This window comes from Kitasatospora sp. cg17-2 (genome assembly GCF_054031055.1).
On sequence record NZ_CM132923.1, the window covers coordinates 2,864,055 to 2,885,466 of the forward strand.

At 71.1% G+C, this 21,412-nt stretch carries 24 protein-coding genes; 12 read left to right on the forward strand and 12 right to left on the reverse strand.

Features of this window, described 5'->3' with window-relative positions; all coding sequences use genetic code 11:
* The first annotated feature begins 14 nt into the window (after positions 1-14).
* A complete protein-coding gene (locus ACW14Y_RS11505) occupies positions 15-1,097 on the forward strand; it encodes a fatty acid desaturase family protein (protein ID WP_456986666.1) in 1,083 nt (360 codons plus the stop codon).
* Between the two features lie 75 nt (positions 1,098-1,172).
* Here the strand turns inward: ACW14Y_RS11505 and ACW14Y_RS11510 are convergent, their stop codons facing one another.
* Positions 1,173-1,685 carry a GNAT family N-acetyltransferase gene (locus ACW14Y_RS11510; protein WP_456986667.1) on the reverse strand — a complete coding sequence of 171 codons (513 nt, stop codon included), beginning with the start codon at positions 1,683-1,685 and terminating at the stop codon, positions 1,173-1,175.
* Positions 1,686-1,772: 87 nt separating this feature from the next.
* Here ACW14Y_RS11510 and ACW14Y_RS11515 point away from each other — a divergent pair, with 87 nt between their 5' ends.
* Together ACW14Y_RS11515 and ACW14Y_RS11520 are read left to right on the forward strand one after the other, a co-directional pair.
* A complete protein-coding gene (locus tag ACW14Y_RS11515; protein WP_456986668.1) occupies positions 1,773-2,903 on the forward strand; it encodes a hypothetical protein in 1,131 nt (376 codons plus the stop codon).
* Positions 2,904-3,116: 213 nt separating this feature from the next.
* Entirely contained in the window at positions 3,117-4,514 is a 1,398-nt protein-coding gene (locus ACW14Y_RS11520; protein ID WP_456986669.1) for an erythromycin esterase family protein, read from the forward strand.
* Between the two features lie 72 nt (positions 4,515-4,586).
* On the opposite strand, the gene ACW14Y_RS11525 is transcribed toward ACW14Y_RS11520, so the two are convergent.
* Together ACW14Y_RS11525 and ACW14Y_RS11530 are read right to left on the reverse strand one after the other, a co-directional pair.
* Complete coding sequence (locus tag ACW14Y_RS11525) at positions 4,587-6,269, reverse strand: FAD-binding dehydrogenase (protein WP_380386209.1); 1,683 nt, start codon at positions 6,267-6,269, stop codon at positions 4,587-4,589.
* Positions 6,270-6,396: 127 nt separating this feature from the next.
* Complete coding sequence (locus ACW14Y_RS11530) at positions 6,397-7,044, reverse strand: TetR/AcrR family transcriptional regulator (RefSeq protein ID WP_380303487.1); 648 nt, start codon at positions 7,042-7,044, stop codon at positions 6,397-6,399.
* Positions 7,045-7,308: 264 nt separating this feature from the next.
* Here ACW14Y_RS11530 and ACW14Y_RS11535 point away from each other — a divergent pair, with 264 nt between their 5' ends.
* The gene (locus ACW14Y_RS11535) at positions 7,309-7,683 is read left to right on the forward strand and encodes a YciI family protein (protein WP_380303485.1); all 375 of its coding nucleotides are present in this window, start codon (positions 7,309-7,311) and stop codon (positions 7,681-7,683) included.
* A 69-nt stretch (positions 7,684-7,752) separates the two neighbouring features.
* On the forward strand, positions 7,753-9,024 hold the full coding sequence (locus ACW14Y_RS11540; protein WP_456986670.1) for an RNA polymerase sigma factor: 1,272 nt from the start codon (positions 7,753-7,755) through the stop codon (positions 9,022-9,024).
* Positions 9,025-9,145: 121 nt separating this feature from the next.
* Here ACW14Y_RS11540 and ACW14Y_RS11545 read toward each other — a convergent pair whose 3' ends face one another.
* A complete protein-coding gene (locus tag ACW14Y_RS11545; protein ID WP_360017684.1) occupies positions 9,146-9,661 on the reverse strand; it encodes a MarR family winged helix-turn-helix transcriptional regulator in 516 nt (171 codons plus the stop codon).
* Between the two features lie 140 nt (positions 9,662-9,801).
* Between ACW14Y_RS11545 and ACW14Y_RS11550 the strand changes: the two genes are divergently transcribed.
* Positions 9,802-10,584: a dioxygenase family protein gene (locus ACW14Y_RS11550; RefSeq protein WP_380303481.1), complete on the forward strand. Its 783-nt coding sequence runs from the start codon at positions 9,802-9,804 to the stop codon at positions 10,582-10,584.
* Between the two features lie 76 nt (positions 10,585-10,660).
* Positions 10,661-11,257, forward strand: coding sequence for a maleylpyruvate isomerase N-terminal domain-containing protein (locus ACW14Y_RS11555; RefSeq protein ID WP_456986671.1), 597 nt, complete (start codon positions 10,661-10,663; stop codon positions 11,255-11,257).
* A gap of 155 nt (positions 11,258-11,412) precedes the next feature.
* Here the strand turns inward: ACW14Y_RS11555 and ACW14Y_RS11560 are convergent, their stop codons facing one another.
* Together ACW14Y_RS11560 and ACW14Y_RS11565 are read right to left on the reverse strand one after the other, a co-directional pair.
* Positions 11,413-11,637: a hypothetical protein gene (locus ACW14Y_RS11560; RefSeq protein ID WP_456986672.1), complete on the reverse strand. Its 225-nt coding sequence runs from the start codon at positions 11,635-11,637 to the stop codon at positions 11,413-11,415.
* Complete coding sequence (locus ACW14Y_RS11565) at positions 11,637-11,969, reverse strand: hypothetical protein (protein WP_110672007.1); 333 nt, start codon at positions 11,967-11,969, stop codon at positions 11,637-11,639. The genes ACW14Y_RS11560 and ACW14Y_RS11565 overlap by 1 nt, the downstream gene beginning before the upstream one ends.
* 175 nt (positions 11,970-12,144) lie before the next feature.
* Here ACW14Y_RS11565 and ACW14Y_RS11570 point away from each other — a divergent pair, with 175 nt between their 5' ends.
* On the forward strand, positions 12,145-12,438 hold the full coding sequence (locus ACW14Y_RS11570) for a winged helix-turn-helix domain-containing protein (RefSeq protein WP_456986673.1): 294 nt from the start codon (positions 12,145-12,147) through the stop codon (positions 12,436-12,438).
* A 22-nt stretch (positions 12,439-12,460) separates the two neighbouring features.
* Here ACW14Y_RS11570 and ACW14Y_RS11575 read toward each other — a convergent pair whose 3' ends face one another.
* Positions 12,461-13,816, reverse strand: a complete 1,356-nt coding sequence (locus ACW14Y_RS11575) for a tetratricopeptide repeat protein (protein ID WP_456986674.1) — start codon at positions 13,814-13,816, stop codon at positions 12,461-12,463.
* Positions 13,817-14,060: 244 nt separating this feature from the next.
* Here ACW14Y_RS11575 and ACW14Y_RS11580 point away from each other — a divergent pair, with 244 nt between their 5' ends.
* From ACW14Y_RS11580 to ACW14Y_RS11595, 4 genes are all read left to right on the forward strand, one after another.
* Positions 14,061-14,216 (forward strand): hypothetical protein, encoded by a 156-nt coding sequence (locus ACW14Y_RS11580; RefSeq protein ID WP_209414820.1) that lies wholly within the window; start codon positions 14,061-14,063, stop codon positions 14,214-14,216.
* 116 nt (positions 14,217-14,332) lie between these two features.
* A complete protein-coding gene (locus ACW14Y_RS11585) occupies positions 14,333-15,259 on the forward strand; it encodes a hypothetical protein (RefSeq protein WP_456986675.1) in 927 nt (308 codons plus the stop codon).
* 35 nt (positions 15,260-15,294) lie between these two features.
* Positions 15,295-16,539 (forward strand): hypothetical protein, encoded by a 1,245-nt coding sequence (locus ACW14Y_RS11590; RefSeq protein ID WP_456986676.1) that lies wholly within the window; start codon positions 15,295-15,297, stop codon positions 16,537-16,539.
* A 795-nt stretch (positions 16,540-17,334) separates the two neighbouring features.
* On the forward strand, positions 17,335-17,679 hold the full coding sequence (locus tag ACW14Y_RS11595; protein ID WP_456986677.1) for a hypothetical protein: 345 nt from the start codon (positions 17,335-17,337) through the stop codon (positions 17,677-17,679).
* Positions 17,680-17,770: 91 nt separating this feature from the next.
* On the opposite strand, the gene ACW14Y_RS11600 is transcribed toward ACW14Y_RS11595, so the two are convergent.
* The 5 genes from ACW14Y_RS11600 to ACW14Y_RS11620 all read right to left on the reverse strand — a co-directional run bounded on the left by ACW14Y_RS11600 (position 17,771) and on the right by ACW14Y_RS11620 (position 21,410).
* On the reverse strand, positions 17,771-17,956 hold the full coding sequence (locus tag ACW14Y_RS11600) for an HNH endonuclease (protein ID WP_456986678.1): 186 nt from the start codon (positions 17,954-17,956) through the stop codon (positions 17,771-17,773).
* Positions 17,957-18,321: 365 nt separating this feature from the next.
* Positions 18,322-18,819 carry a hypothetical protein gene (locus ACW14Y_RS11605; protein ID WP_456986679.1) on the reverse strand — a complete coding sequence of 166 codons (498 nt, stop codon included), beginning with the start codon at positions 18,817-18,819 and terminating at the stop codon, positions 18,322-18,324.
* Positions 18,820-18,821: 2 nt separating this feature from the next.
* Complete coding sequence (locus tag ACW14Y_RS11610; RefSeq protein ID WP_456986680.1) at positions 18,822-19,070, reverse strand: hypothetical protein; 249 nt, start codon at positions 19,068-19,070, stop codon at positions 18,822-18,824.
* Between the two features lie 196 nt (positions 19,071-19,266).
* On the reverse strand, positions 19,267-20,994 hold the full coding sequence (locus ACW14Y_RS11615; protein WP_456986681.1) for a recombinase family protein: 1,728 nt from the start codon (positions 20,992-20,994) through the stop codon (positions 19,267-19,269).
* Positions 20,991-21,410: a VOC family protein gene (locus ACW14Y_RS11620; protein ID WP_456986682.1), complete on the reverse strand. Its 420-nt coding sequence runs from the start codon at positions 21,408-21,410 to the stop codon at positions 20,991-20,993. The genes ACW14Y_RS11615 and ACW14Y_RS11620 overlap by 4 nt, the downstream gene beginning before the upstream one ends.
* Positions 21,411-21,412: the final 2 nt, after the last annotated feature.

Below are 21,412 nucleotides of genomic sequence, written 5' to 3' on the forward strand. Positions count from 1 at the left end.
CCAGACTTCCTGCCATGAGCCCAGAGCCCACGACGCTTGCCCCACCCGCACCCGCACCGGCCACCACGGCCACCGCCGCCGTCACGGCCGGGCAGGAGCGGGAGGGCAGCGACTTCGCCCAGCTGGCCCGCCGGATCAACGAGGAGGGTCTGCTCGACCGGCGCCCCGGCTACTACACGGTGCGCATCGGCCTCACCCTCGCGGCGTTCGCCGGCGGCTGGTACGCCCTGTTCGCCCTGGGCGACACCTGGCTGCAACTCGCCCTGGCGGCCGGCATGTCCGTGGTTTTCACTCAACTCGGACTGCTTGCGCACGACCTGGCGCACCGTCAGGTCTTCGGCGGACGACGGGCGAGCGAGACCGGCGGGCGGATCGTCGCCAACCTGCTGATGGGCATGAGCTACGGCTGGTGGATGAGCAAGCACACCCGCCACCACGCCAACCCCAACCACGAGGGCCGGGACCCGGACGTCTCCCCCGACATCGTGGTGTGGTCCCAGCAGCAGGCCCGGGAGGCGAGCGGGGCCGCCCGGTTCATCGGCCGCCGACTGGCCTTCCTCTTCGTCCCGCTGCTCTGCCTGGAGGGCCTCAACCTCAGCTGGAACAGCTTCCGCGCGCTGCGCAACCCCGCCATGAAGCGCCCCCGACTGGAGGGCGCCCTGCTGGTCCTCCACTTCGCGGCCTACTTCGGGGTCGTGCTCGCCGCCCTCCCGGCCGGGAAGGCGATCGCCTTCCTCGCCGTCCACCAGGCGCTGCTGGGCATCCTCCTGGGCTGCGTCTTCGCGCCCAACCACAAGGGCATGCTGATGGTGACCCCGGAGATGCGGCTGGACTTCCTCCGCCGCCAGGTGCTGACCTCGCGCAACGTCCGCGGCAACCCGGTGCTGGACACCCTGATGGGCGGCCTCAACTACCAGATCGAGCACCACCTCTTCCCCAGCATGCCGACCCCGGCACTCCCCCGGGCCGCCCGGATCACCCGCCGGTTCTGCGCGGAGAAGGGCATCCCGTACTACGAGACCGGGCTGCTCCGCTCCTACCGGGAGATCTTCGCCCACCTCCACCGCACCGGCGAGCCGCTGCGCGCCGACCACTGACCCCGCCCGACCGCTGACCCCTCCCGACCACTGACCCCGCCGGTGGCGTTCCCCGTCGGGGTGCGCCACCGCGGCTCAGACGAGTTCGGCGGCCAGCAGGTCCATCAGCAGATTGTCGTGCCAGGTGCCGTCGGAGCCGCGCTCGTACTGGCGCATCACCCCCACCGGGCGGAAGCCGACCTTCTCGTAGCAGCGGATCGCCGCCGTGTTGTCCGCCGCCGGATCGATGATCAGCCGGTGGTAGTGGTGGTCGTCGACCAGGTGGCGGGCCAGGGTACGGACGGCATCGGTGCCGTAGCCGCGCCCGTGGTGGGCCGGGTCCAGGTAGATGTCCATCCCGGCGTGGCGGTACTCGTCGTCGTTCTCGGCGTACCACTGGACCGCGCCGACGACCCGGCCCCCGACCTCGATCACGAAGGTCTCGGTGCCGGGCTCGCCGAGGTCGGTGGTGACGGCGTCGGTGAGGTCGTCACCACCGCGCCAGCGGGCGAAGACCTCGGGGGTGCGGCGGATGGCGACCAGGGCCGGGATGTCCTCGGCCGAGGCCGGGCGGAGTGTCACGTGCGCGCCGTACAAATTCGTCCCCATAACAGCGGATGCTTCCATGGAACGCCGCATTCGGCGAGCGGTTATCGCTTTGCACGCACACCGTCCCACCAGCGATGATTCGCCCTCGTGATACGTCTGCTGATCATCCTCCTGGCCTTCGTGGCCTACCTCGTCTACCGCTTCCTCCGGCGGCGCAACCATCTGAGGTGGGCCCGGGAGGGCTTCGACCCGGCGGCCTACGGCCTGCCGCCCCGCGAGCGGCTCGACCCGACCCGGTCCGGCCCGCCGACCCCGCTGGAGCAGCGCGAGCGCTCGCAGGCGATCGCCGACGCCGCCTGGGCCGGGGACTGGCGCCCGGCGGCCGCGTACGTCGCCGAGGCCGGGGACCACTGGGACGAGCGCTGGTCCCGGCTGGGCCTGCTGGCGGCGGTCGCGGCCGAGGGGGACGGCTGGCTGACCGCCTGGCGCGCCGCCGAACCGGGCGACTGCGACGCCGCCACCCTGGAGGCCAAGCTGATGGTGCACCGCGCCTGGGAGGTGCGCGGCTCCGGCTACCGGCACGAGGTCGGCGACGACGCGATCAACAGCTTCGTCGAGCTGCTGCCGGCCGCGATCGAGGCCGCCCGCCGGGCCGCGCTGCTGGACCCGGCGAACCCGGGCCCGTGGGTGGTGGTCGTGACGGCGGCGCGCGGGGCGCAGTTCACCCCGGAGCAGTTCCAGGAGGCCTGGGACGAGCTGGTGAAGCGCGCCTGGTACCACTACGACGGCCACTGGCAGGCCATGCAGTACTGGTGCGCCAAGTGGTTCGGGTCGAACGACAGGATGATGGCCTTCGCCGAGCAGGCGATGGACGCGGCGCCGCCCGGGAGCCCGCTGGGCGGGATCTACCTGCACGCGCTCGCCGAGCTGGAGGAGCGCCGCAGCATCGCCGGCGCGCTGGCGGCGGACCGGACCAAGTGGCGGATCGACAACCTCGCCGCCCGGCTGCGCCAGGTCCGTCCGGACGACGAGCGGATGCCGCAGCTGCGGCACCTGCTGGCGCACTTCGCCGGCGAGGTGGAGTCGTACGAGGTGGCGCTGGAGCAGTTCCGGGCGATCGGCCCCTGGTGCGGGGCCGACCCCTGGCGCAAGCAGGACGACCCGGTGGCGGCGTTCGACCTGGCCCGCGCGCTCGCGGTGAAGCGGGCCAAGGCCGAACCGCTGGCGGCCGAGCTGCGCCCGGAGAAGAACGCGGACGTGCGGCACGGCCGCCCGTAGCGCACTGCCGCAGCACGTCGCCCGGTACCGCGCGCGGTAACGGACGGAGGGGCCGCCGCCGGTCGGGGGCCCGCCACCGAATCCGGCCGGGGGGTTTCCCCCAGCAAGGACGGCAGCCCTCCCCAGCGCGCCGCGGGGCCCGCCACGGCGAAGATCAACTCATCGAACGCCGAGGTCATCGGCGTTCCGTCGGGTCGAGGAGTGATCACAACGATGGCAGGCAACAAGCGGATCGGGCGGCGCGGACTGCTGGCGGCGACGGCGGCACTGGCCGCCGCGGCGGTACTGGCCCCGGTGGCGGCGGTCGCCGCGCCGGCGGCCCCCGCGACCGCCGGGTCCGCGGCCACGTCCGGCGCCACGGCCGCGGACCCGACGCAGGCGCAGCGCTCGGCCGTGGTGCGCGCGCTGGAGAGCGTCGCCCGACCGCTGCGGACGACCGAACCGGGCGGCCGGACCGCGGACCTGCGGGCGCTGGGCGCGATGATCGGCGACGCCCGGGTGGTCGGCCTCGGCGAGGCCACCCACGGTTCGCACGAGTTCTTCGCGATGAAGCAGCGGCTGTTCCGCTACCTGGTCGAGGAGAAGGGCTTCACCACCTTCGCCCTGGAGACCAGCTGGACCAGCGGTCTGCGGATCGATGAGTACGTCCAGGGCGGGCCGGGCGACGCGCGGCAGGTGGTCAAGGAGGCGCTGGGCGGCAGCCCGTGGGACCGTGAGGAGTTCGCCGACCTGATCGCCTGGATGCGCTCCTACAACCGGAGCCACCCGCAGAACCCGGTCCACTTCCTGGGCGACGACATCGGCGCCCCGAGGCTCGGCGACCGGATCTTCGAACGGGTCGCCGACTACCTGCGCGAGGCCCGGCCGGACGCGCTGCCGCAGCTCGACGGGCTCTACGCCGGTCTGCGGCCGTTCGACGACACCATGGCGTACCTGAAGCGGCCGGTCGCCGAGCGCCGGGAGAACGCCGCCGAGGCCCGGCAGGCCCTCGACCTGGTCACCGCGAGCGGGACCGGCGGGGACGCCCACGCCTGGGCCGTGCAGCACGCCCGGAACATCGCCGACACCTTCGAGTTCGCCGCCCTGGACCTCGCCGACCCGGCCTCCGTCTCCGCCGCGGAGCAGCTGCGCGACCGCGCGATGGCGGACAACACCGCCTGGTGGGAGCGCCGCACCGGCGGCAAGGTGCTGCTGTCGGCGCACAACGGGCACACCGGCTACCTGGCCACCGACACCTTCCTGTACCCCGAGCCGCAGGGCTCCCACCTGCGGGACACCTACGGCAAGGACTACGTGGCCGTCGGCTTCACCTTCGGCAGCGGTTCCTTCCTCACCAACGACGGGATCCTGACCGACGCCTGGAAGGCCGTCACCGTCCCGCCGGCCACGCCGGAGATGAACGAGCACACCCTCGACCGGGTCCGCCACCGGGACTACTACGTCGATCTGCGCACCGCGCCCCGGGCGGCCCGCGACTGGCTGGACGTCTCCCGCCCCACCTACGAGGCCGGGTCGGTCTACCTCACCGACCCCCGGCCGCAGTTGGCGATCGGCCGGGCCTACGACGTGCTGATCCACCTGAACCAGGTCACCCAGGCCCGGATGTTCTGACCGCCCCGGGTGCGACGGCGGGGGCGGGCCCGACCACCTGGTCCGCCCCCGCCGTCGCACCCCTCGAGCCCGTCAGCCCACCGCCTCCGCCGCCGCCCGGCCCGCCGCGCGGCCGGAGAACAGGCAGCCGCCGAGGAACGTGCCCTCCAGGGCGTTGTAGCCGTGCACGCCCCCGCCGCCGAACCCGGCCACCTCCCCCGCCGCGTACAGGCCGGCGACCGGACGCCCGTCGAGCCCGAGGGCGCGGGAGTCCAGGTCGGTCTGGATGCCGCCGAGGGTCTTGCGGGTCAGCACGTGCAGCTTGACGCCGATCAGCGGGCCCGCCGCCGGGTCGAGCACGCGGTGCGGGGCGGAGGTGCGGCTGAGCCGGTCGCCCAGGTAGCGGCGGGAGTTGCGGATGCCCTGGATCTGGGCGTCCTTGCTGAAGGGGTTGGCGATCTGGAGGTCCCGGGCCTCGATCTGGGCCCGCAGCACGGCCGGATCGAGCAGCGGTTCCTCGGTCAGACCGTTCATCCTCACCACCAGCTCCTCCAGGGTGGCGGCGACGACGAAGTCCGCGCCGTGGCGCTTGAACGCCTCCACCGGGCGGGGCGCGCCGCTGCCGAGCAGGCGTTCGCGCAGGACGGCCTTGCGGTCGCCGCTGGTGAGGTCGGGGTTCTGCTCCGAGCCCGACAGCGCGAACTCCTTCTCGATCATCCGCTGGGTGAGGACGAACCACGAGTGGTCGTACGGCGCGAGGTCCTCGGTGGTGCGCAGGTGCCTGAGCGTGCCCAGGGTGTCGTAGCCGGGCAGGCAGGGCTCCGGCAGCCGCCGGCCGAGGGCGTCGAACCACAGCGGCGACGGGCCCGGGAGGATGCGGATCGCGTGTCCGGGCCAGACCGGGTCCCAGTTCCGGATGCCCTCGGTGTAGTGCCACATGCGGTCGCGGTTGACCAACCGCACCCCGGCGGCGGCGCTGATGTCGAGCATCCGCCCGTCCACGTAGGCCGGGACACCCGTGATCATGTTCTTCGGGGGTGTGCCCATGCGCTCCGGCCAGTGGCGGCGCACGAGTTCGTGGTCGCCGCCGATGCCGCCGGTGGTGACGATCACGGCCTGGGCGGTGAGTTCGAACTCCCCGGCCGGCTCCCGGTTGGAGGCGGCGCCGCGCGGCGCGGGGTCCGGCGCCAGCAGGGTGCCCCGCACGCCGGTCACCGCACCGTCCCGGACCACCAACTCGTCGACCCGGTGGCGGTGGTGGAAGGTCAGCAGGCCGGCGGCGGCGGCCTGCCGGGCGTCCTGCACGAACGGGCCCACCACGCCGGTGCCGGTGCCCCAGGGGACGTGGAAGCGCGGCACGGAGTTGCCGTGGCCGTCCGCGCGCAGGTCGCCGCGCTCGGCCCAGCCCACCAGCGGCGTCAGCTTGATCCCGCGCTCGGTGATCCAGGCGCGCTTCTCGCCGGCGGCGAAGTCCACGTAGGCGCGGGCCCAGCGCACCGCCCAGGAGTCCTCGTCGTCGAGGCGGTCGAAGCGGGCGCTGCCGCTCCAGTCGTTCCACGCCAGCTCGACGGAGTCCTTCACGCCGAGCCGCCGCTGTTCGGGGGAGTCCACCAGGAAGAGCCCGCCGAAGGACCAGTGGGCCTGGCCGCCGAGGTTGGCGGCGCTCTCCTGGTCCAGCAGCGCGACCCGTCGGCCCCGCGCGGTGAGTTCGCGCGCCGCGACGAGACCGGCGAGTCCGGCTCCGACCACGATGACATCGGCGACATCGGTGTCCACAACAGCACTCCGTTCTTCGGGCGGCCGACCGGTCCTGCCGGTCCGGCCGGGCACACAGGGAAGACAGCGGCACAGGGGAGACAGGGGCAAAGGGAGGACAGGGCGAACAGCGGACCGGGAGGACCGGTCAGCGGGGTCCGTCGGCGGAGAGCAGGGCGAGCAGCAGCTGCCGGAGCCAGGCCCGGGCGTGCTCGACGTCGCGGTCCAGCAGGAGCTGGGTGGTGACACCGTCGTAGGCGGCGATCACCGCGTGGGCCGCGCCCTCGGCGCCCCCCAGCACCGCGGGCAGCGGGCGTTCGGCGGCCACCTCGGCCAGCCGTTCGGCGATCAGTTCCCGCAGCCGCCGACGGTGCTCCAGCAGCGTCCGAGCGGTCCGGGGGTCCCTGGCGGCGGCGACCAGGAAGTCCGTCTTGATCAGCAGCCAGTCGCGCTCCAGCAGCAGCACCCCGGTCACCCGCTCGACCAGCGAGGAAACGTCGGTGTCCCCGGCCCTCGCCGCGAGCGCCCCGGTGACCTGGGCGGCGATCAGCTCGGCCCGCTCCTCGTAGAGGACGAAGAACAGCTCCTCCAGGGTGTCGAAGTTCGAGTAGAACGCGCCCCGGCTGTACCCCGCGGCCTCGCAGACCTCCTCGATCGACACCCGGCCGAACCCCTTGGCCGCGAACACGCCGAACGCGGCCTCCAGCAGCCGGGCCCTCGTCCGCGCCCTGCGCGCGGTCACCCGGACGCCGCCGGGTCCGGGTACCGCCTCGGTCGCCTCCGTCGTGTCCGTCACCGCCACAGCCCCACCTCGATACATCGACGCATCGGATACACCGGTGTATCCGCCGCCACCGTAGCGGAGACCTGGCCGGGTCCGATACACCCGTGCGGCTCCGTGTTCGCGCGTCGCCGCGCGGGCGCGCCGGACGCTCCGGTGGCCGGGGCGGGAATCCGTCGGAAGAATTTCCCGACCGGCTGTCGAAACGGACGCCCTCCGTTCGACGCAGGGGTGAGCGGCGGGGAGAAGCCCCGCCCGCACCGACGAGGAGTGAGTACCGTGCCGCGCTTCATGAGCCTGATCCGCATCGACGAGCAGCAGTCGCAGAACTTCGAGATGGACCCCGCGTTCGAGGAGCGGATGGGGGCGCTGTTCGCGGAGATCACCAACGCCGGGGTGATGCTGGACACCGCCGGACTGCTGCCCACCAAGGAGGGCACCCGGCTGCTCTGGGAGGGCGGCAGGGTGACCGCCACCGACGGGCCGTTCACCGAGACCAAGGAGGTCGTGGGCGGCTACGCGATCATCCAGTGCAAGGACATGGCCGAGGCCGTCGAGTGGACCCGGCGGTTCCTGGAGGTCCACCCGGGAAGCTGGACGGTCGGCGCCGAGCTGCGGCAGATCGACGAGGCCGCCACGCCGCCGGAGGCGTGACCGGGCGGGCGGCGGCACCCCGGGCGGGCGGTTTGCCCCCCGGGGTGGCGACTGCTCTGATGGGTGATCGTGACGGAGCGCGACGCGGGTGCGACGGAAGCCGGTGGGACGGACACGGCCAGGACGGTCGAGGCCGTGTTCAGGATCGAGTCCGCCCGGATCATCGCGGGGGTCACCCGCATCGTGCGCGACGTCGGCATCGCCGAGGAACTGGCGCAGGACGCGCTGGTCGCCGCCCTGGAGCAGTGGCCCGGGTCGGGCGTCCCGGACCGTCCGGGCGCCTGGCTCATGGCCACCGCCAAGCACCGCGCGGTCGACCTGGTCCGCCGCCGGGAGACGTACGCCCGCAAGCTCGCCGAGGTCGGACGGGCGCTGGAGGACGTCCCGCCGCCGGAGCCGGCCGGGCCGGACGACATCGACGACGACCTGCTGCGGCTGATCTTCACCGTCTGCCACCCGGTGCTGTCCGCCGAGGCCCGGATCGCGTTGACGCTGCGGCTGCTCGGCGGTCTCACCACGGCGGAGATCGCCCGGGCCGTGCTCTCCTCGGAGCCGACGGTCGCCCAGCGGATCGTCCGGGCCAAGCGGACGCTGGCGCAGGCCGGGATACCGTTCGAGGTCCCGTACGGGGCCGACCGGGCGGACCGGCTCTCCTCCGTCCTGGAGGTCATCTATCTGATCTTCAACGAGGGGTACTCGGCCACCGCCGGGGACGACCTGCTGCGGCCGGCGCTCTGCGAGGACGCGCTGCGCCTCGCCCGGGTGCTGGCCGCGCTGATGCCCGGGGAGTCCGAGGCGCACGGGCTGGCGGCGCTGCTGGAACTCCAGGCCTCCCGCACGGCGGCCCGGACCGGCCCGGACGGCCGGCCCGTGCTGCTCGCCGACCAGAACCGGGCCCGCTGGGACCGGCTGCTGATCCGGCGCGGGCTCGCCGCCCTGCTGCGGGCGGGCACCGGCCCGTACTCGGTCCAGGCGGCGATCGCGGCCTGCCATGCGCGGGCCGTGCGCTACGAGGACACCGACTGGCAGACCATCGCCGCGCTCTACGGGCGGCTGATGGCGCTGACGCCGTCCCCGGTGGTCGAGCTCAACCGGGCGGTGGCGCTGTCGATGGCCGAGGGTCCGGCGGTCGCGCTGGAGGTGGTGGACGCGTTGGCCGAGGAGCCGGCGCTGCGCGGGTACCACCTGCTGCCCAGCGTCCGGGGGGACCTGCTGGCCCGGCTGGGGCGGGGCGCGGAGGCGCGGGCGGAGTTCGAGCGGGCGGCGGCGCTGACCCGCAACGAGCGGGAGCGGGAGCTGCTGCTCTCACGCGCGGCGGAAGCCGCCCCGGCCGAGGGTTGAGGCGGGGCGGACCGGGCCCGGGCGGGCGGAAGCCGGGTACCGAGGACGACGGGGGTGTCCTCGGGACCCGGCGGCCCGAAGGGCGGACGACTCGCGGACAGTCCGGAGCGCGCCGCCCGGCTCAGAGGGCGTCGTCGAGACGGAGGCGGGCGCTGACCTGGCCGAGGCCGTCGGCGAGGACGGCGAGCTGCTCCCGGCTGAGCACGTCGATCAGCAGTTCGCGGACCAGCGCGACATGGCCGGGGGCGGCCTCCCGCAACAGCTCCCGGCCCTGGTCGGTGAGTTCGGCGAAGACGCCGCGCACATCGCTCGGGCAGGAGCGCCGGCCGACCAGCCCCGCCTTCTCCAACTGGGTGACCTGGTAGGTCAGGCCGCTCTTGGAGGTGACGAGCTTGTCCGCCAGTTCGGTCATGCGCAGCGAGCCGGCCGGGGCGGCGGAGAGGTGGACGAGGATCTCGTACTGGGTGTGGGAGAGACCGGAATCCTCCTTGAGCTGGCGTTCCAGGCGGCGGTTGAGGAGGTTGCTCGCGGTGACGAAGCTCCGCCAGGCAGCCATCTCCTCCTCGTCGAGCCACCGGGGCTCGTACGGGGAGGCGGCGGAGGGGGGCGCCGAAGGTGCGGACGAGGTGGAGGGCATGAGGTGATCGTACTCCTATTGTTCAAATTCGAACGAAGGTGTACGGTCGAACCAGTCGAGAGTTCAAATTTGAACTACTTTCCGGACCGCCTTCCGAGGACCACCCCGAGCACCCCGAGGGCCGGAGGAGAAGAACCGCCATGAGTACCGCCGCACCCGGCCGCATGCCCGCCCTCTACCTGTCGCACGGAGCGCCGCCGCTCGCCGACGACCCGGTCTGGCCCGGTCAGCTGGCCGCCTGGTCCGCCGACCTGCCCCGGCCCAGGGCGATCCTGATGGTGTCCGCGCACTGGGAGGAGGCCCCGCTCGCGCTCGGCGCCGTCACCACCGTGCCGCTGGTGTACGACTTCTGGGGCTTCCCCGAGCACTACTACCGCGTCCAGTACGCCGCCCCCGGCGCACCGGAGCTCGCCGAGCGCGTGCGAAAGCTGCTGCGCGCCCCTGGCACGCCGGTCCAGGACATCCCCGACCGGGGCCTCGACCACGGCGCCTACGTCCCCCTGGTGGAGATGTTCCCGGAGGCGGACATCCCCGTCCTCCAGGTCTCCATGCCGACCCTCGACCCGCAGCGGCTGCTGGAGATCGGCCGCCGGCTCGCCCCGCTGCGCGACGAGGGCGTGCTGATCGTCGGCAGCGGCTTCTTCACCCACAACCTGCGGGCGCTCAGCAGCGACGGCCGGATCACCTCGGTGATGGCCGAGTTCGACGACTGGGGCCGGCGGGCGCTGGAGGCTCAGGACCTCGACGCGCTGCTCGACTTCGAGGAGAAGGCGCCGGCCGGCCGGCTCGCCCACCCCCGGACCGAGCACTTCGCCCCGCTGTTCGTCACCCTCGGCGCCGCGGAGGGCGAGCTGGGCCGCCAGCGCACCGTGATCGACGGCTTCTGGATGGGTCTGGCGAAGCGCTCGATCCAGATCGGCTGACCCGGCGGGGCACGGACGGGCGCGGACGCGGGCGGTGAGCACCCCGGGGCGGTGGCGTGCGTGAGACGGTGGGGCGATGACCGATCATCAGATGAACGGTGCCGATGTCCGGACCGCCCTCGCCGAGGCGACGGCCGTGCTGGGGCCCGCCGCCGGAGCGGGCGGCCCGGACTGGGACGCGCCCGCCGGGCCGCTGGAGTGGAGCTGCCGGGACACCGCCGCCCACATCGCCCACGACCTGCTCGCCTACGCCGGACAGCTCGCCGCCCGGCCGACCGACCGCTATCTGCCGCTGGACCTCACCGTGCGGCCGGACGCCGGACCGGCCGAGGTGCTCACGGTGGTCACGGCGGCCGCGCACCTGCTGGCCACCGCCCTGGACGCGGCCCCGCCCGGGCTGCGGGCCTGGCACTACGGGCCGTGCGACCCGGCCGGTTTCGCCGCGATGGGCGTCGCCGAGACCCTGCTGCACACCCATGACATCACCCTCGGGCTGGGCCTCGACTGGCGACCGTCGGAGCGGCTCGCGGCGGCGGTGCTCGCCCGGCTCTTCCCCGACGCGCCCGCCGGGGAGCCGGTGGACGTCCTGCTCTGGTGCACCGGCCGGGGTGAACTCGACGGCCGCCCGCGCCGGACCTCGTGGGTCTGGCGGGCGGCCGTCGGACAGCCGTAACGTGCGGCCGCTCAGGCGGTGGCGGCCCGCTCGGCCGCGCTGCGCACCACGCAGAACTCGTTGCCCTCGATGTCTCCGGAGACACGGAACTAGCGGTTCTACGGCAGGGCCGCGAGTGCCCCGCCCGGGGCGGTCCCGGACGGGGCGAGGGGGTTCTACTTCGCGGTGCGGTGGTGCGGGACGGCCCAGCAGTCACGCGACCAGAACCGGGTAAGCCCGTCGGTCCACGGTCGGCAGTCGTTCGGCGTACGGGGGGCGTGGCGGACCGTGTAGCAGGCTCCGGCGAGGATCTGCCACCCGTAGCGCTCGCACTGCCGCAGGCCCTTCGTGTTGCCCCGGCGGGTGCCGTCCGGGAGTCGCTTGATGAACGCGCGGGCCATCAGACCAGCACCGCGTCAAGGTAGTGCGCACCCGGGTAGGTGTAGCCCGGATCGGGCTGTCCCTCGGCGACCGCCCGCAGAGCCTCGCGCCGCTCGTACTGGCGCTCCATCTCGTCCAGCTCGGCCCGCCACGCGGCGGGGTCGACGTAGGGGCGGACCAGCGGTCCCCACTCCAACTCTTCGTCAGCGGGCTCCGGCGCGCTCTGGGCGGGGTCGGAGGTGACCGCCAGGGCGGCAGGCTCCGGCTCGGCTGGGACGGCACGATGCTGGCCCCGAGCCGGCAGGATCAGGCGCAGGGCGGCCCGTAGGGCACGGGCGATAAGGTGACGCATGTCGGCAGCTCCTCGAAAGCTGTTCGGCGGCCCCGGTGACTGGTCGCACAGTCCCGGGGCTCTTTGGTTGGTGGTGCGGATTTCGACCGTACCCAACTCCTATAGGTACGTCTAGGTACGTTCATGCTCGTAGCGAAACGCGCGAGGTCGTTCGGGGCGTCCTACGCTTTTGGCTATGGACGTGACCCCCATTGACCCGGACGCCGAGGCGCACCCGTATCAGCAGATTGCGGCGGACATCATCCGGGCCATTCAGTCCGGGGATCTGCGGATCGGCGCCCGGGTGCCGTCCGAGGCTACGTTGATCCAGGCATACGGCGTTGCCCGGAATACAGCCCGCCACGCTGTCGAGTACCTGCGTACCCAAGGGTGGGTCCGGACTCTTCCGCAGCGCGGCACGTTCGTGGCGGACCGCACCAACCAGAACCCCGGAGGCCAGCAGACCCCGCCCACCGGAGTTCACCAGTAGGACGGGGCCGGATAAGTGCCGGTCAGGCTCGGACGAGTTCCGCGGCGCGTTGCCCCAGGTCTGCGGCGCCGGGGATGCCGCGTCGGGCCCAACTAGTCATTTTGGTACGGACTTTGTGAAGGTCCTTCTTGTGCCGGTCCGAGACGACTCCGTCCATGAAATCCAGGGATTGACCCCAAATCCCCACAGCCTCGTCGTGGCGGCGCTGGGCAGCGACCGACCGGGCCAGGTTCCCGAGTGTCAGGGCGTGAATGCGCCGGAACGCCTCGGGGTCACGACCGGCGAGGGCGGCACGGTGGTGGCGTTCGGCCGCCTGGTGGTCTTTCAGCTCGGCCAGGGTCTTGGCGGTGTGAGAGGCGACGGTTGCCGCTACCGGCCCGGTGGCGGCCGTAAAGGACGCTGGCGGAGCCGTGGTGTCAAGCATGGCGTCCTCGGCCGCCAGTAGCGCCGCTGCGGCCTTCTGTCCGCTCCCCACAGCTCCGTACGCCCTGGCGCTGGTGATCAACAACAGGGCCTCGGTCTGCGGGTCCACCTTCCCACGCGCCCGCCGTAGGGACTCCTCCGCCAGTTCGACGCAGAACTCCGGTTGCTTGAGGTTGAGAGCCTGATGGGCGAGGGCACGCATCATCCAGGCTCCGTGTCCTGTCGGATCGCTCTCGCAGGCGAGTTGGTAGCCGAGAAGGTAGTACCGCTGCGCGGCGCCCTCCCGGCCCAGGTCGTGGTACTTCCACGCGGCGAGGTACGACAGTTCGGCCGCCACGCCGTAGGCGTCCCGGCGAATCGCCTCGGAGGGATACACGGCCTGGAGCATCGGCACCACCGTGTCAGTCAGGTAGGTGGTCACCGCACTCAGCCCGTGCCCTCCACCAAGACGCTCGTCAGCGGCAGTGAACACGCTGGTGATGTGCCGGACGGTGGCCACCTCGCCGACGCCCACCCGGCCGCCAGTCCTTCCCGCTCGCAGGGTGGCGGCGACCGCCTGGTGATCGTAGGTCAGCGGCAGTGCCACAGCGGCAGTGGCGAACGCACTGGCGAGGAAGTCACGGCGGGACTGCATCACGGCTCTCCCGAGGTCGGCGGCGGTGGCCAGCGGGTCGGCGCCCATAGCCTCCCCGATCGCTTCCGACCCTAGCCCGATCTCCGCCACGGTCACCTTGCGGCGCGTCTTCCGGGTAAGGGCCTCGGCGAGGTACAGCGGGGTGCGCCCCGTGGGGGTGCCGCCGGCTACCCAGTGGGCGATGGCGGATGGAGCCGTGGCCAAGTGCTCCCCCGCTTCGGAAGCGACTGCGCGCACTGTCGTCGCCAGTGCCTGGTACGTGCATCCGGACTCCGCGATGGCACGGGCCAGTGCCTCGTTTGGTGCCTTAGTGTCCGTCAACTGTCGCCCCTAATTGCGATCTTGAACGGGTTGAACGGGATCGGTGTGCTCACACCGTACCGCCGGAGCGTGACTGGCTGTTCACTGATTGCACCGACAGGCCGGGGGTTCCCGCCCGACTGGCACGGCAATGGCGACACCTGCCGCAAGCCACGCGGTGAGCCCGCCAGCGGTTCGCAGATTCCTCCCCGAACCTCGGGGAGGTGCACCAATCCGCAGCAGTACCCATGGAGGGAGCACAACCATGTCCGACAGCACCCAGGTCAGCAACCTGACGCGGCGCCTGGACCACTCGGTGCCGGACGGCGACTTCGCGCCGGTGGGCGTCGAGTCCCTGACGCGGCGGCTGGACCACTCGGTCCCGGACGGCGACTTCGCGCCGGTGGCCACCGAGGTCTGACAGCAACTCCGAACTGATGCCGAGTAGTTGACGGCATGGCGGGTCGGCTCGGATGACCACCCGGGTCGGCCCGCCGCGCGGCATCGCCACACAGCCCCAAGCAAGGAGAGTCCGCAGTGAACACCACCATCGCCACCAGCGTCCCGGCTGGCTCCTTCTTCGACCTCGGCCGGAAGGACCCGGAACTGCTCCGCCTGCGCGAGGAGGGCGCGGAGAGCGCTCTGCCCTTCGCCTTGATGGAACGCCTCATCAAGTCCGGTACCCCCTACGCGCAGCACGCCCGTTCCCTGCGCAGCGAGAACGTGACCGTGGCCGGAGTGGCCTTCGACTGGTTCGACGCCCAGCTTCCCGGCGAGATCGCCAACGAGATCAACCTGACGAACTACGAGATCGCCGAGCACACCGATGACCGCCGTGCAGCACTGTCCGAGGCGCTGGACCGCCTGTCGCTGGTCCACCCCGAGGGATTCGCCCGCGTGCGCGAGTTCGTTCGTGGGCTGCTGTGGGTCGGGCTCAAGCCCGGAGTCCGCGCTTCTTCGCTGACCAGTTCCAGTGACCCGGCGCTCCCGTACATCGTCGTGTTCTCCGACAAGGCCCGACACCACATCCCGCCGAACACGGTCAGCCCGGAGCCGTCTCCCCGCTTCCTCGCGGAGAACCTGCTCCACGAGGGAACGCACCAGTCGATCAGCTTCCACGTCCTTCAGCACCAGGTCTTCGCCGACGGGTACTCGTCCAAGGAGTCCCCGAAGATCGAGATCAAGTGGCGAGCGGGTCAGGGCGTCGCGCGCAACCAGTTCTGGGAGGTGGACCGGGCCTTCCACGCGACCGGTGTCTACAACCAGTTGCTGAGGTTCCGCCGGACCGAGCTGGACCGCGACGACCTGACCGCCAACGAGCGCGCGTGCTTCGAGGTCGCCTACGACGAGGGCCTTCCCGCAGTCCGCTACCTCATGCGCGAACTCGAACTCCTGAGTGAGAACTTCACCCCGCACGGAGTGGAGCTGCTGGCCGACCTGCGCCAGCAGACCGACCAGCTGTAGTGCCACCCTGAGCAGAACCGAACGAGGAGGGTCCGGTGCTCCAGCACCTCATCACACAAGACGCCGGCCTGCGGATGATCCCGACCGACCGGGGCAAGTTGACGACTGCGATTGGTCAACTCCGCGAAGATCTAAGGGCCTTGCCCGAAGGGGCCGACCCAGCTCGTGCCCGGGTCCTGACCAGATGGATCGGCGTCGGTCAGATGTGCTTGGGCCACCACGAGGAGGCCCTTTCGTTCCTGCGGCAGTCGCTCGACTTGGCCGCAGCGAGCGGCAACACCCGAGCGGTCGTCGCCACGGGGCTCAACCTCGGCGACGCCCACCGCTACGCCGGTGACATGCGGACTGCGGATGCGCTCTACCGCAGCGCCCTGGGCACCGCGCGGAGCCAACACCCGGAACTGGTGGACTTCGCGCTCCAGCACACCGGCAAGTATCTGATGGAGCGCGGTGACCTCGCGGGCGCCGAGGCCCACCTCCGGGAAGCGCTGCGACTGCGGCTCGTCAAGGGGGACACCGAGCTGATCGGGTCCACACAGGCAGCACTCTCGCGGGTGGAACTTCTGATCGAGCAGGCCGCAGCGCCGGGGGCGGACAACGCCGTGCCCCGCCTGTGGAGCGGTCAGTGGACGTCGTGGCTCCAGTCCAACACCACGGCCCGGAACCCGGACCGGTGGGCAGAAGACTTCCCGGCCATCCGGAGCGCTGTGCGCGGGCTGACCGCGCATCAGCGGGTACACCCGCGTCACCTGCGCGACCAGCCGTTCCCGGTCGAGTTGATCACCGCTATGGCGCAGGAGGCCGAGGAGGCCCTGACCGCCAACGGATACCTCCACAACGGCAAGTGGAACGCGGCCGTGGGCGACGCCGCGAACCGCTTCGCCGGGCAAGTAGATCTCGCCGCAGTCGTCGCGGAGTCCACCGGCCTGGAGGTGGAGCAGCCACACAACGGCGTCTATATCGCCTATCTGGAGGAGGGGCAGTTCCTCGACTTCCACGTGGACGAGTTCGGGTTCGGTGAGGCCAATCTGATCCTGTGTCTCAAGCACGAGCGTCCCGCCGCAGCCCCCACTGTGAGCACTACCGTCTTCATCGGCGCTGACGGCTACCGTGCGTGCGATCTCGCAGCGGGCGAGTGCGTTGTATTCGATGGGGCAATCACCCCGCACGGAAGGACTCCCCTCGGCGCCGGAGAACGCGTGATCCTCATCAGCTTCGGATTCCGTGCGCGTGATGCGGCCAAGCGTTCGGCTGCTCACCTCCCGGCGGCCCCGCGCTGAGTACGGTGAGCGCCTGCGCTTTGCGTTGACACCAAATCGATCTCCCTAAATGCAGAAAGGCCCCGCCCTGCCCCTCTGAGAGAGAACAGGGCGGGGCCTTTGCGATTCGGGACGATTGACCGGGGTTGCCTTCCCTGATCACCTGTAGCGGCGGCTGTACCGGCGGCTTGCTCCGCCTCGGGTCCGCCATGGTCCCCCTCTCTCTTGATCTGTCACGCTCCGCGCAAACGGCTCTACCTGCGGCGAGAGTCTTTTCCCTCCCTGCCGCGCCTTATGGCACCGGGAGGGAGTCACCCCCCTGGGGTGTCATCGCAGGTCAGGGCCTCGGACGGGCTTAACGCGCTCACTGGCCCAACCTCCGGGCTGGTGAACGGCCGTCTCGCGGCTGTGACACTGCGTACACAGCGGACGAAGACGCGACCACGCGTCCGGATCGGGCACGCCTCGGGCGACCAGCGACCGACGCGACTCCGGGAAGTGGTCGGCGACCACGGCGACGCGAGCACACAGCACGCACCACGGATGGGCGTAGAGGTAGGCCCGACGGATGCGGGGCCAGCGAGGGCCGTACGCGCTTCCGCCCGGTGTGCCTCGCTGTGCGTCGGCCTCGGCCGGGTGGCGCGGGCAGCGTCCGCCCGTGGTCAGCTCGGGGCACCCGGGGACTGAGCATGGGGGGCGTGGCTTGCGTGGCATGGCGGAGCACCTCCCGATCTGCCAAGAGTGATGGTTTGCTGACTTACAGTCATGGGAAGATCCACCGCGCGTCGGCAGCGAGCCGGCCAGTGAGGAGACGACATGTCCGAGACCATGCCCAACTCCAAGGGCCCCGCCGAGAGGCAGCTGTCACCCGAGCAGATGGCAAGCCTTGGGATGACTCCCGTCCCCGAGGCGACCGAACCGACGCTGATCCCGGCCGACCAGGTCAAGCCCGAGGACCTCGCGGCTCTGGCGATTGAGTACCGGGATGGTTGGCCCGTGATCGTTGTCAATGGGGGCGGGACGGTCATTCCGGCTGAACTGCCGGTCCTTGGCCCTGACGGGGCGGTCGTCCGTGCCGACAGCGTGAGCATCGCGACAGCCCGGTACAAGTACTCAGGCAAGGAGGAGTTTGACGGGCTGTACTACTTCGGCGCGAGGTAGCCCGCTTCCTGAACATGCCGCGAGCTCGCGGCACGGGCAGCACCCCGCCCCGTTGCGGACCCATCAGAGCCCGTGCCGGGGCGTCGTGCCGTCAGAACGGAGCCGCCTTGGCCCCGACGAAGTCCTCGCGGGTCTTCACCCGGTGGCAGGTCCGGCACAGCGGCCACACGTTGTCGTCGGTGTCCTCGCCGCCGAGGGCGAGCGGGGTCCGGTGGTCCACGTCGATCAGGGCCGCGGGGAAGTCCTCGCCGCACAGCCCGCACACCGCGGAGCCCACTTGGTCGACCCGCCGGCGAAGCCGCTCGGCGCCACCGCGCGCGGCCCCTTAACTCCCTCGTATCAGCGACTCTACTGAGTTGCCGATACGAGGGACCTGTGAGGCTTCGGCCTTATGGCTCTGGCTGAATCACCGGTGGCTCAATTGGGCTGCCATCTGGTAGCCGAGGTGTCACGTCCACAGCCAGCAGTCGGCCGGGATTCCCCGGGTCGCGCATCGGCTGGATTCCGCGCGGCATCGGCGCTCCATCGTTGAGCACCGGCAGGCCAGTTGGGGAGTCCGACCATACCGGCCGCCCCTTTGCGTCGCGGGGGAAGTGCGGATAGGTACCGTCCGGGCCGGGGTCGAGTGCGTCCAGCGTCATGTCAGTCCGCCGCTTCAATGTAGGCGTTCCGCTTGGACTCAAGTTCCTCTGCAAAGGCGGCACCAATCGCGGCAGCGGCGTGGTCAACAGCGCTGGTGATGTCCTCGATGATGCGCATGTCGTACCAGCGCTGTTCGGGAACAGTCCGCGGGACGCCGAGGTGCACCTGCGCGTTCTGCGCAGCGATGATGACCTTCTCGCGCTTGTATCGCTCGGCGCGGTGCGCGACGTAAGCGCGGAACCATGGCTCGGCTGAGAGGAGTTCAAGGAACTCGGCGTGCAACTCGTTGCCGCGGGCGGACCGGTCAGCGGCCTGTGTCGACCACGTCGTGAGGAACTCCTGGTCATACTCGGCCGCGCGCTCGGCCCAACGGGCCTGCTGGGTGTCCTGCGCAACCGCCAAGGCCGCCTCGGCTTCGGCAAGCGGAGCCGCGAACTTGTCGGCCTGGGTGCGCAGCTTGGCGACCGTGTCAGCGGCCTTGGAAACGTCGGTGCTCATTTTCAGACCTCACGATCGGTCGGGGCGGAAACGTTGCGGCCGAGCTGCTTCGCAGCAGCCTTGGCCGCCTCGTAGTGGCCGAGCGACAGATGCGCGATCGCGCCCATCTGGTCGTACTGGTCGGGACGGTTGCGCTTCATATCGGCGAGCCGCTCCATGGTGGCGCTGAACTGGAACTCGTCGGCGCGGAGACGGAGCCGCTTGGTTTCCCGATCCTCGTGGGTGTACTGGTATCGGCTGACGGTGCTCACCGGTGCTCCTCTGTCTGTCGATGGCAGAGACCCTTGTCTTTCGGGGTCGCCAGTAGAAGAGGGGGACGAATTCCCGGGTGGTGATGGGGTGACGTTGGAGAGGGTGAATCAGGTTTTCTCTAGACTCGCAGTGTCATAGAGAAACCAGATTTTGCGTCTCCAACGTCACCCGTCACCACCTCCTCACGCTGGTGCCCTACGCCCCTGCCGCGACGGGCTCGGCGAGGCGGACCCGGGCGCCCTCGGTGGGGACGGTCCCGGGGGTGGTGCTCAGCTCGGTACGGAGTCCGGTCATCTCCTCGATAGCCGGGTCCAGCTCGCCCGTGATGGTGAAGGTGACCCGTCGTACGTCGAGCTTCCGCCACCCGCCCCGGGTGCCCCGCTTCACGTCGAGCCGGGCCCCGGCGTCGACCAGCATGCGCCGCCGGCCAGCAAGGTCCGCCGTTGCCCAGTCGTCCGCGTAGGTCCGCCCGGTCTCCGTGACGACCCGCTTGGGCTCGGTCTTCTCCCGTGACTCCAACTCGGCTATGCGGTTGTCGAGCGCGTCGGCGCGCTTCTGCCACTCGGCCGCAGCGTGCCGGGACTTCTGGCGCCCCTGCTGCTTCTGGTGCTCTGCGAACTCGGCCACGGTGGCGTTCAGCTCGGGCGCGGGGTCGTACCCGGGCACCTCTACGACCGTCTTCGTCCGGATGGGGCCGACCAGCCGCAGGAACTCGGCTTCCACGTGGTCGTCTGCCCAGTCTCCCCGGATGTTCGACGGGGCCTCACAGGCGTCGCCGCGGGCGTGGTGATTGCACTTGTAGACGGGCGCCTGGTTCTTCTTGCTCTCTTGCCGGTTCAGGTACATGCGCCCACCGCACGAATCACAGTGGATGACCCGCAGCAACAGGGCTTCCGTGTCGGACCGCTCGCCGTTCTCGATGCTGCGTTCGTCAAGGATCGCGCCGATCCGGTCGAACTCCTCGCGGGTGAGGATCGGGTCCGTGGTGCACATGATCGGGTTGCCCTGGTCATCACGCACCGGTACGCCGTTGTGCAGCTTCCACCCGATCAGGACCTCACTGCGGAGCATCCGGGTAATGACCGCCGGAGTCCACTTGAACACGTCCACCACGACGTGAGAGCCCTTCGCCCCACCGGTCTTGCCGCCACGCGGACGCCCGTTCTTGACGGACCAGTAGTCGCGCGGGCTGAGCACGTCATCGGCGTTGAGCCCTGCCGCAATGGCGGAGACGGTAGCCCCCTCCAACAGCTCGCGGACGATGCGCTCAATGACAAGCACGGCATCCGGGTCGGGCACCAGGGTCCAGCCCTTGCCGCCGAACTCCTCGGGCATCGGGGCAGGCATGTAGCCATACGGCGGACGACCACCGCCACGCCACCGAAGCGGCATCTTGCGCATGGCAGCCATGGCGCCGGTCACGCGGTCGCTGATGCTCTGCGACTCGACCTGTGCGGCAAACGCCAGCATGAGCATTTGGAGTTCTGCCATGGGGTCCATGGGGTTGCGGAAGTCGAAGACCAGCCGCCCACCGCCGATGCCCTCGGCGAACACCAGCACCTTCCGGTGCTCCCTCGCCCACTTGGCGAGTTCGTGCATGTGCCCCATGGATCGGATGGCACGGTCGAAGCGCCACCACACAAGGGCGTCGAAGCTGTCGGGGTCCGCGATCCAGCGGCCGAGCTCCGGACGTTCCCACGGAGCTGTCTTGCTCGCCGACACGTCAAGGTCGACGGCTTCGCGGCGCTGGTCACTCTCGCCGAAGTCGATGTTCAAAGCCGCGGCGGCGGTCTCGTTGGACTCGCGCTGTCGCTCGGGGCTGGTGGTCTCGTCCGTCAGCACGGACAGGCGGATAGCCGAGACGCCCCGCAGGCGCCCGGAGAACACGGTGCCCTCGGTCCCGGGCAGGGTCGTCCTAGTCATACCCTCCGGGGAGGGGGACGAATTCCGCAGGTCACGGGTAAGGGTGGCGGTCGACACCGGGGGTCACTCCAGAACTGGTAGTCCGGAGTGTTGGGGTCGGTGAGGGTCACCCAGCCCGCGCCGTCGGGCCGGCGGTGGTCCTCGAACTGCTTGGCGCCCAGGGCGACCAGGCGCTCGACCTCCTCGTCCCGGGTGCGGTCCTTCGGCACGAGGTCGAGGTGGAGCCGGTTCTTGACCTCCTTGCCCTCCTCGACCCGGATGAAGAGCAGCGAGACACCCTCCGAGTTGACCTCGATCTCCGGGTCGCCGGGGACGTCGCCCTCGCCCAGGGCGCCGTCCACCACCTCCGCCCAGAACACGGCGAGGGAGTGGGGGTCGGCGCAGTCGAACGTCACATGTCGCACAAGAGAAGCCATGC

Bases quoted from the DNA above. Each gene is read 5' to 3' on its own strand.
- ACW14Y_RS11510 (WP_456986667.1), bottom strand. From the start codon at position 1,685: ATGGGGACGAATTTGTACGGCGCGCACGTGACACTCCGCCCGGCCTCG.
- ACW14Y_RS11505 (WP_456986666.1), top strand. From the start codon at position 15: ATGAGCCCAGAGCCCACGACGCTTGCCCCACCCGCACCCGCACCGGCC.
- ACW14Y_RS11560 (WP_456986672.1), bottom strand. From the start codon at position 11,637: ATGGCCCGCGCGTTCATCAAGCGACTCCCGGACGGCACCCGCCGGGGC.
- ACW14Y_RS11620 (WP_456986682.1), bottom strand. From the start codon at position 21,410: ATGGCTTCTCTTGTGCGACATGTGACGTTCGACTGCGCCGACCCCCAC.
- ACW14Y_RS11570 (WP_456986673.1), top strand. From the start codon at position 12,145: ATGGACGTGACCCCCATTGACCCGGACGCCGAGGCGCACCCGTATCAG.
- ACW14Y_RS11520 (WP_456986669.1), top strand. From the start codon at position 3,117: ATGGCAGGCAACAAGCGGATCGGGCGGCGCGGACTGCTGGCGGCGACG.
- ACW14Y_RS11565 (WP_110672007.1), bottom strand. From the start codon at position 11,969: ATGCGTCACCTTATCGCCCGTGCCCTACGGGCCGCCCTGCGCCTGATC.
- ACW14Y_RS11580 (WP_209414820.1), top strand. From the start codon at position 14,061: ATGTCCGACAGCACCCAGGTCAGCAACCTGACGCGGCGCCTGGACCAC.
- ACW14Y_RS11550 (WP_380303481.1), top strand. From the start codon at position 9,802: ATGAGTACCGCCGCACCCGGCCGCATGCCCGCCCTCTACCTGTCGCAC.
- ACW14Y_RS11555 (WP_456986671.1), top strand. From the start codon at position 10,661: ATGACCGATCATCAGATGAACGGTGCCGATGTCCGGACCGCCCTCGCC.
- ACW14Y_RS11615 (WP_456986681.1), bottom strand. From the start codon at position 20,994: ATGACTAGGACGACCCTGCCCGGGACCGAGGGCACCGTGTTCTCCGGG.
- ACW14Y_RS11595 (WP_456986677.1), top strand. From the start codon at position 17,335: ATGTCCGAGACCATGCCCAACTCCAAGGGCCCCGCCGAGAGGCAGCTG.
- ACW14Y_RS11545 (WP_360017684.1), bottom strand. From the start codon at position 9,661: ATGCCCTCCACCTCGTCCGCACCTTCGGCGCCCCCCTCCGCCGCCTCC.
- ACW14Y_RS11605 (WP_456986679.1), bottom strand. From the start codon at position 18,819: ATGAGCACCGACGTTTCCAAGGCCGCTGACACGGTCGCCAAGCTGCGC.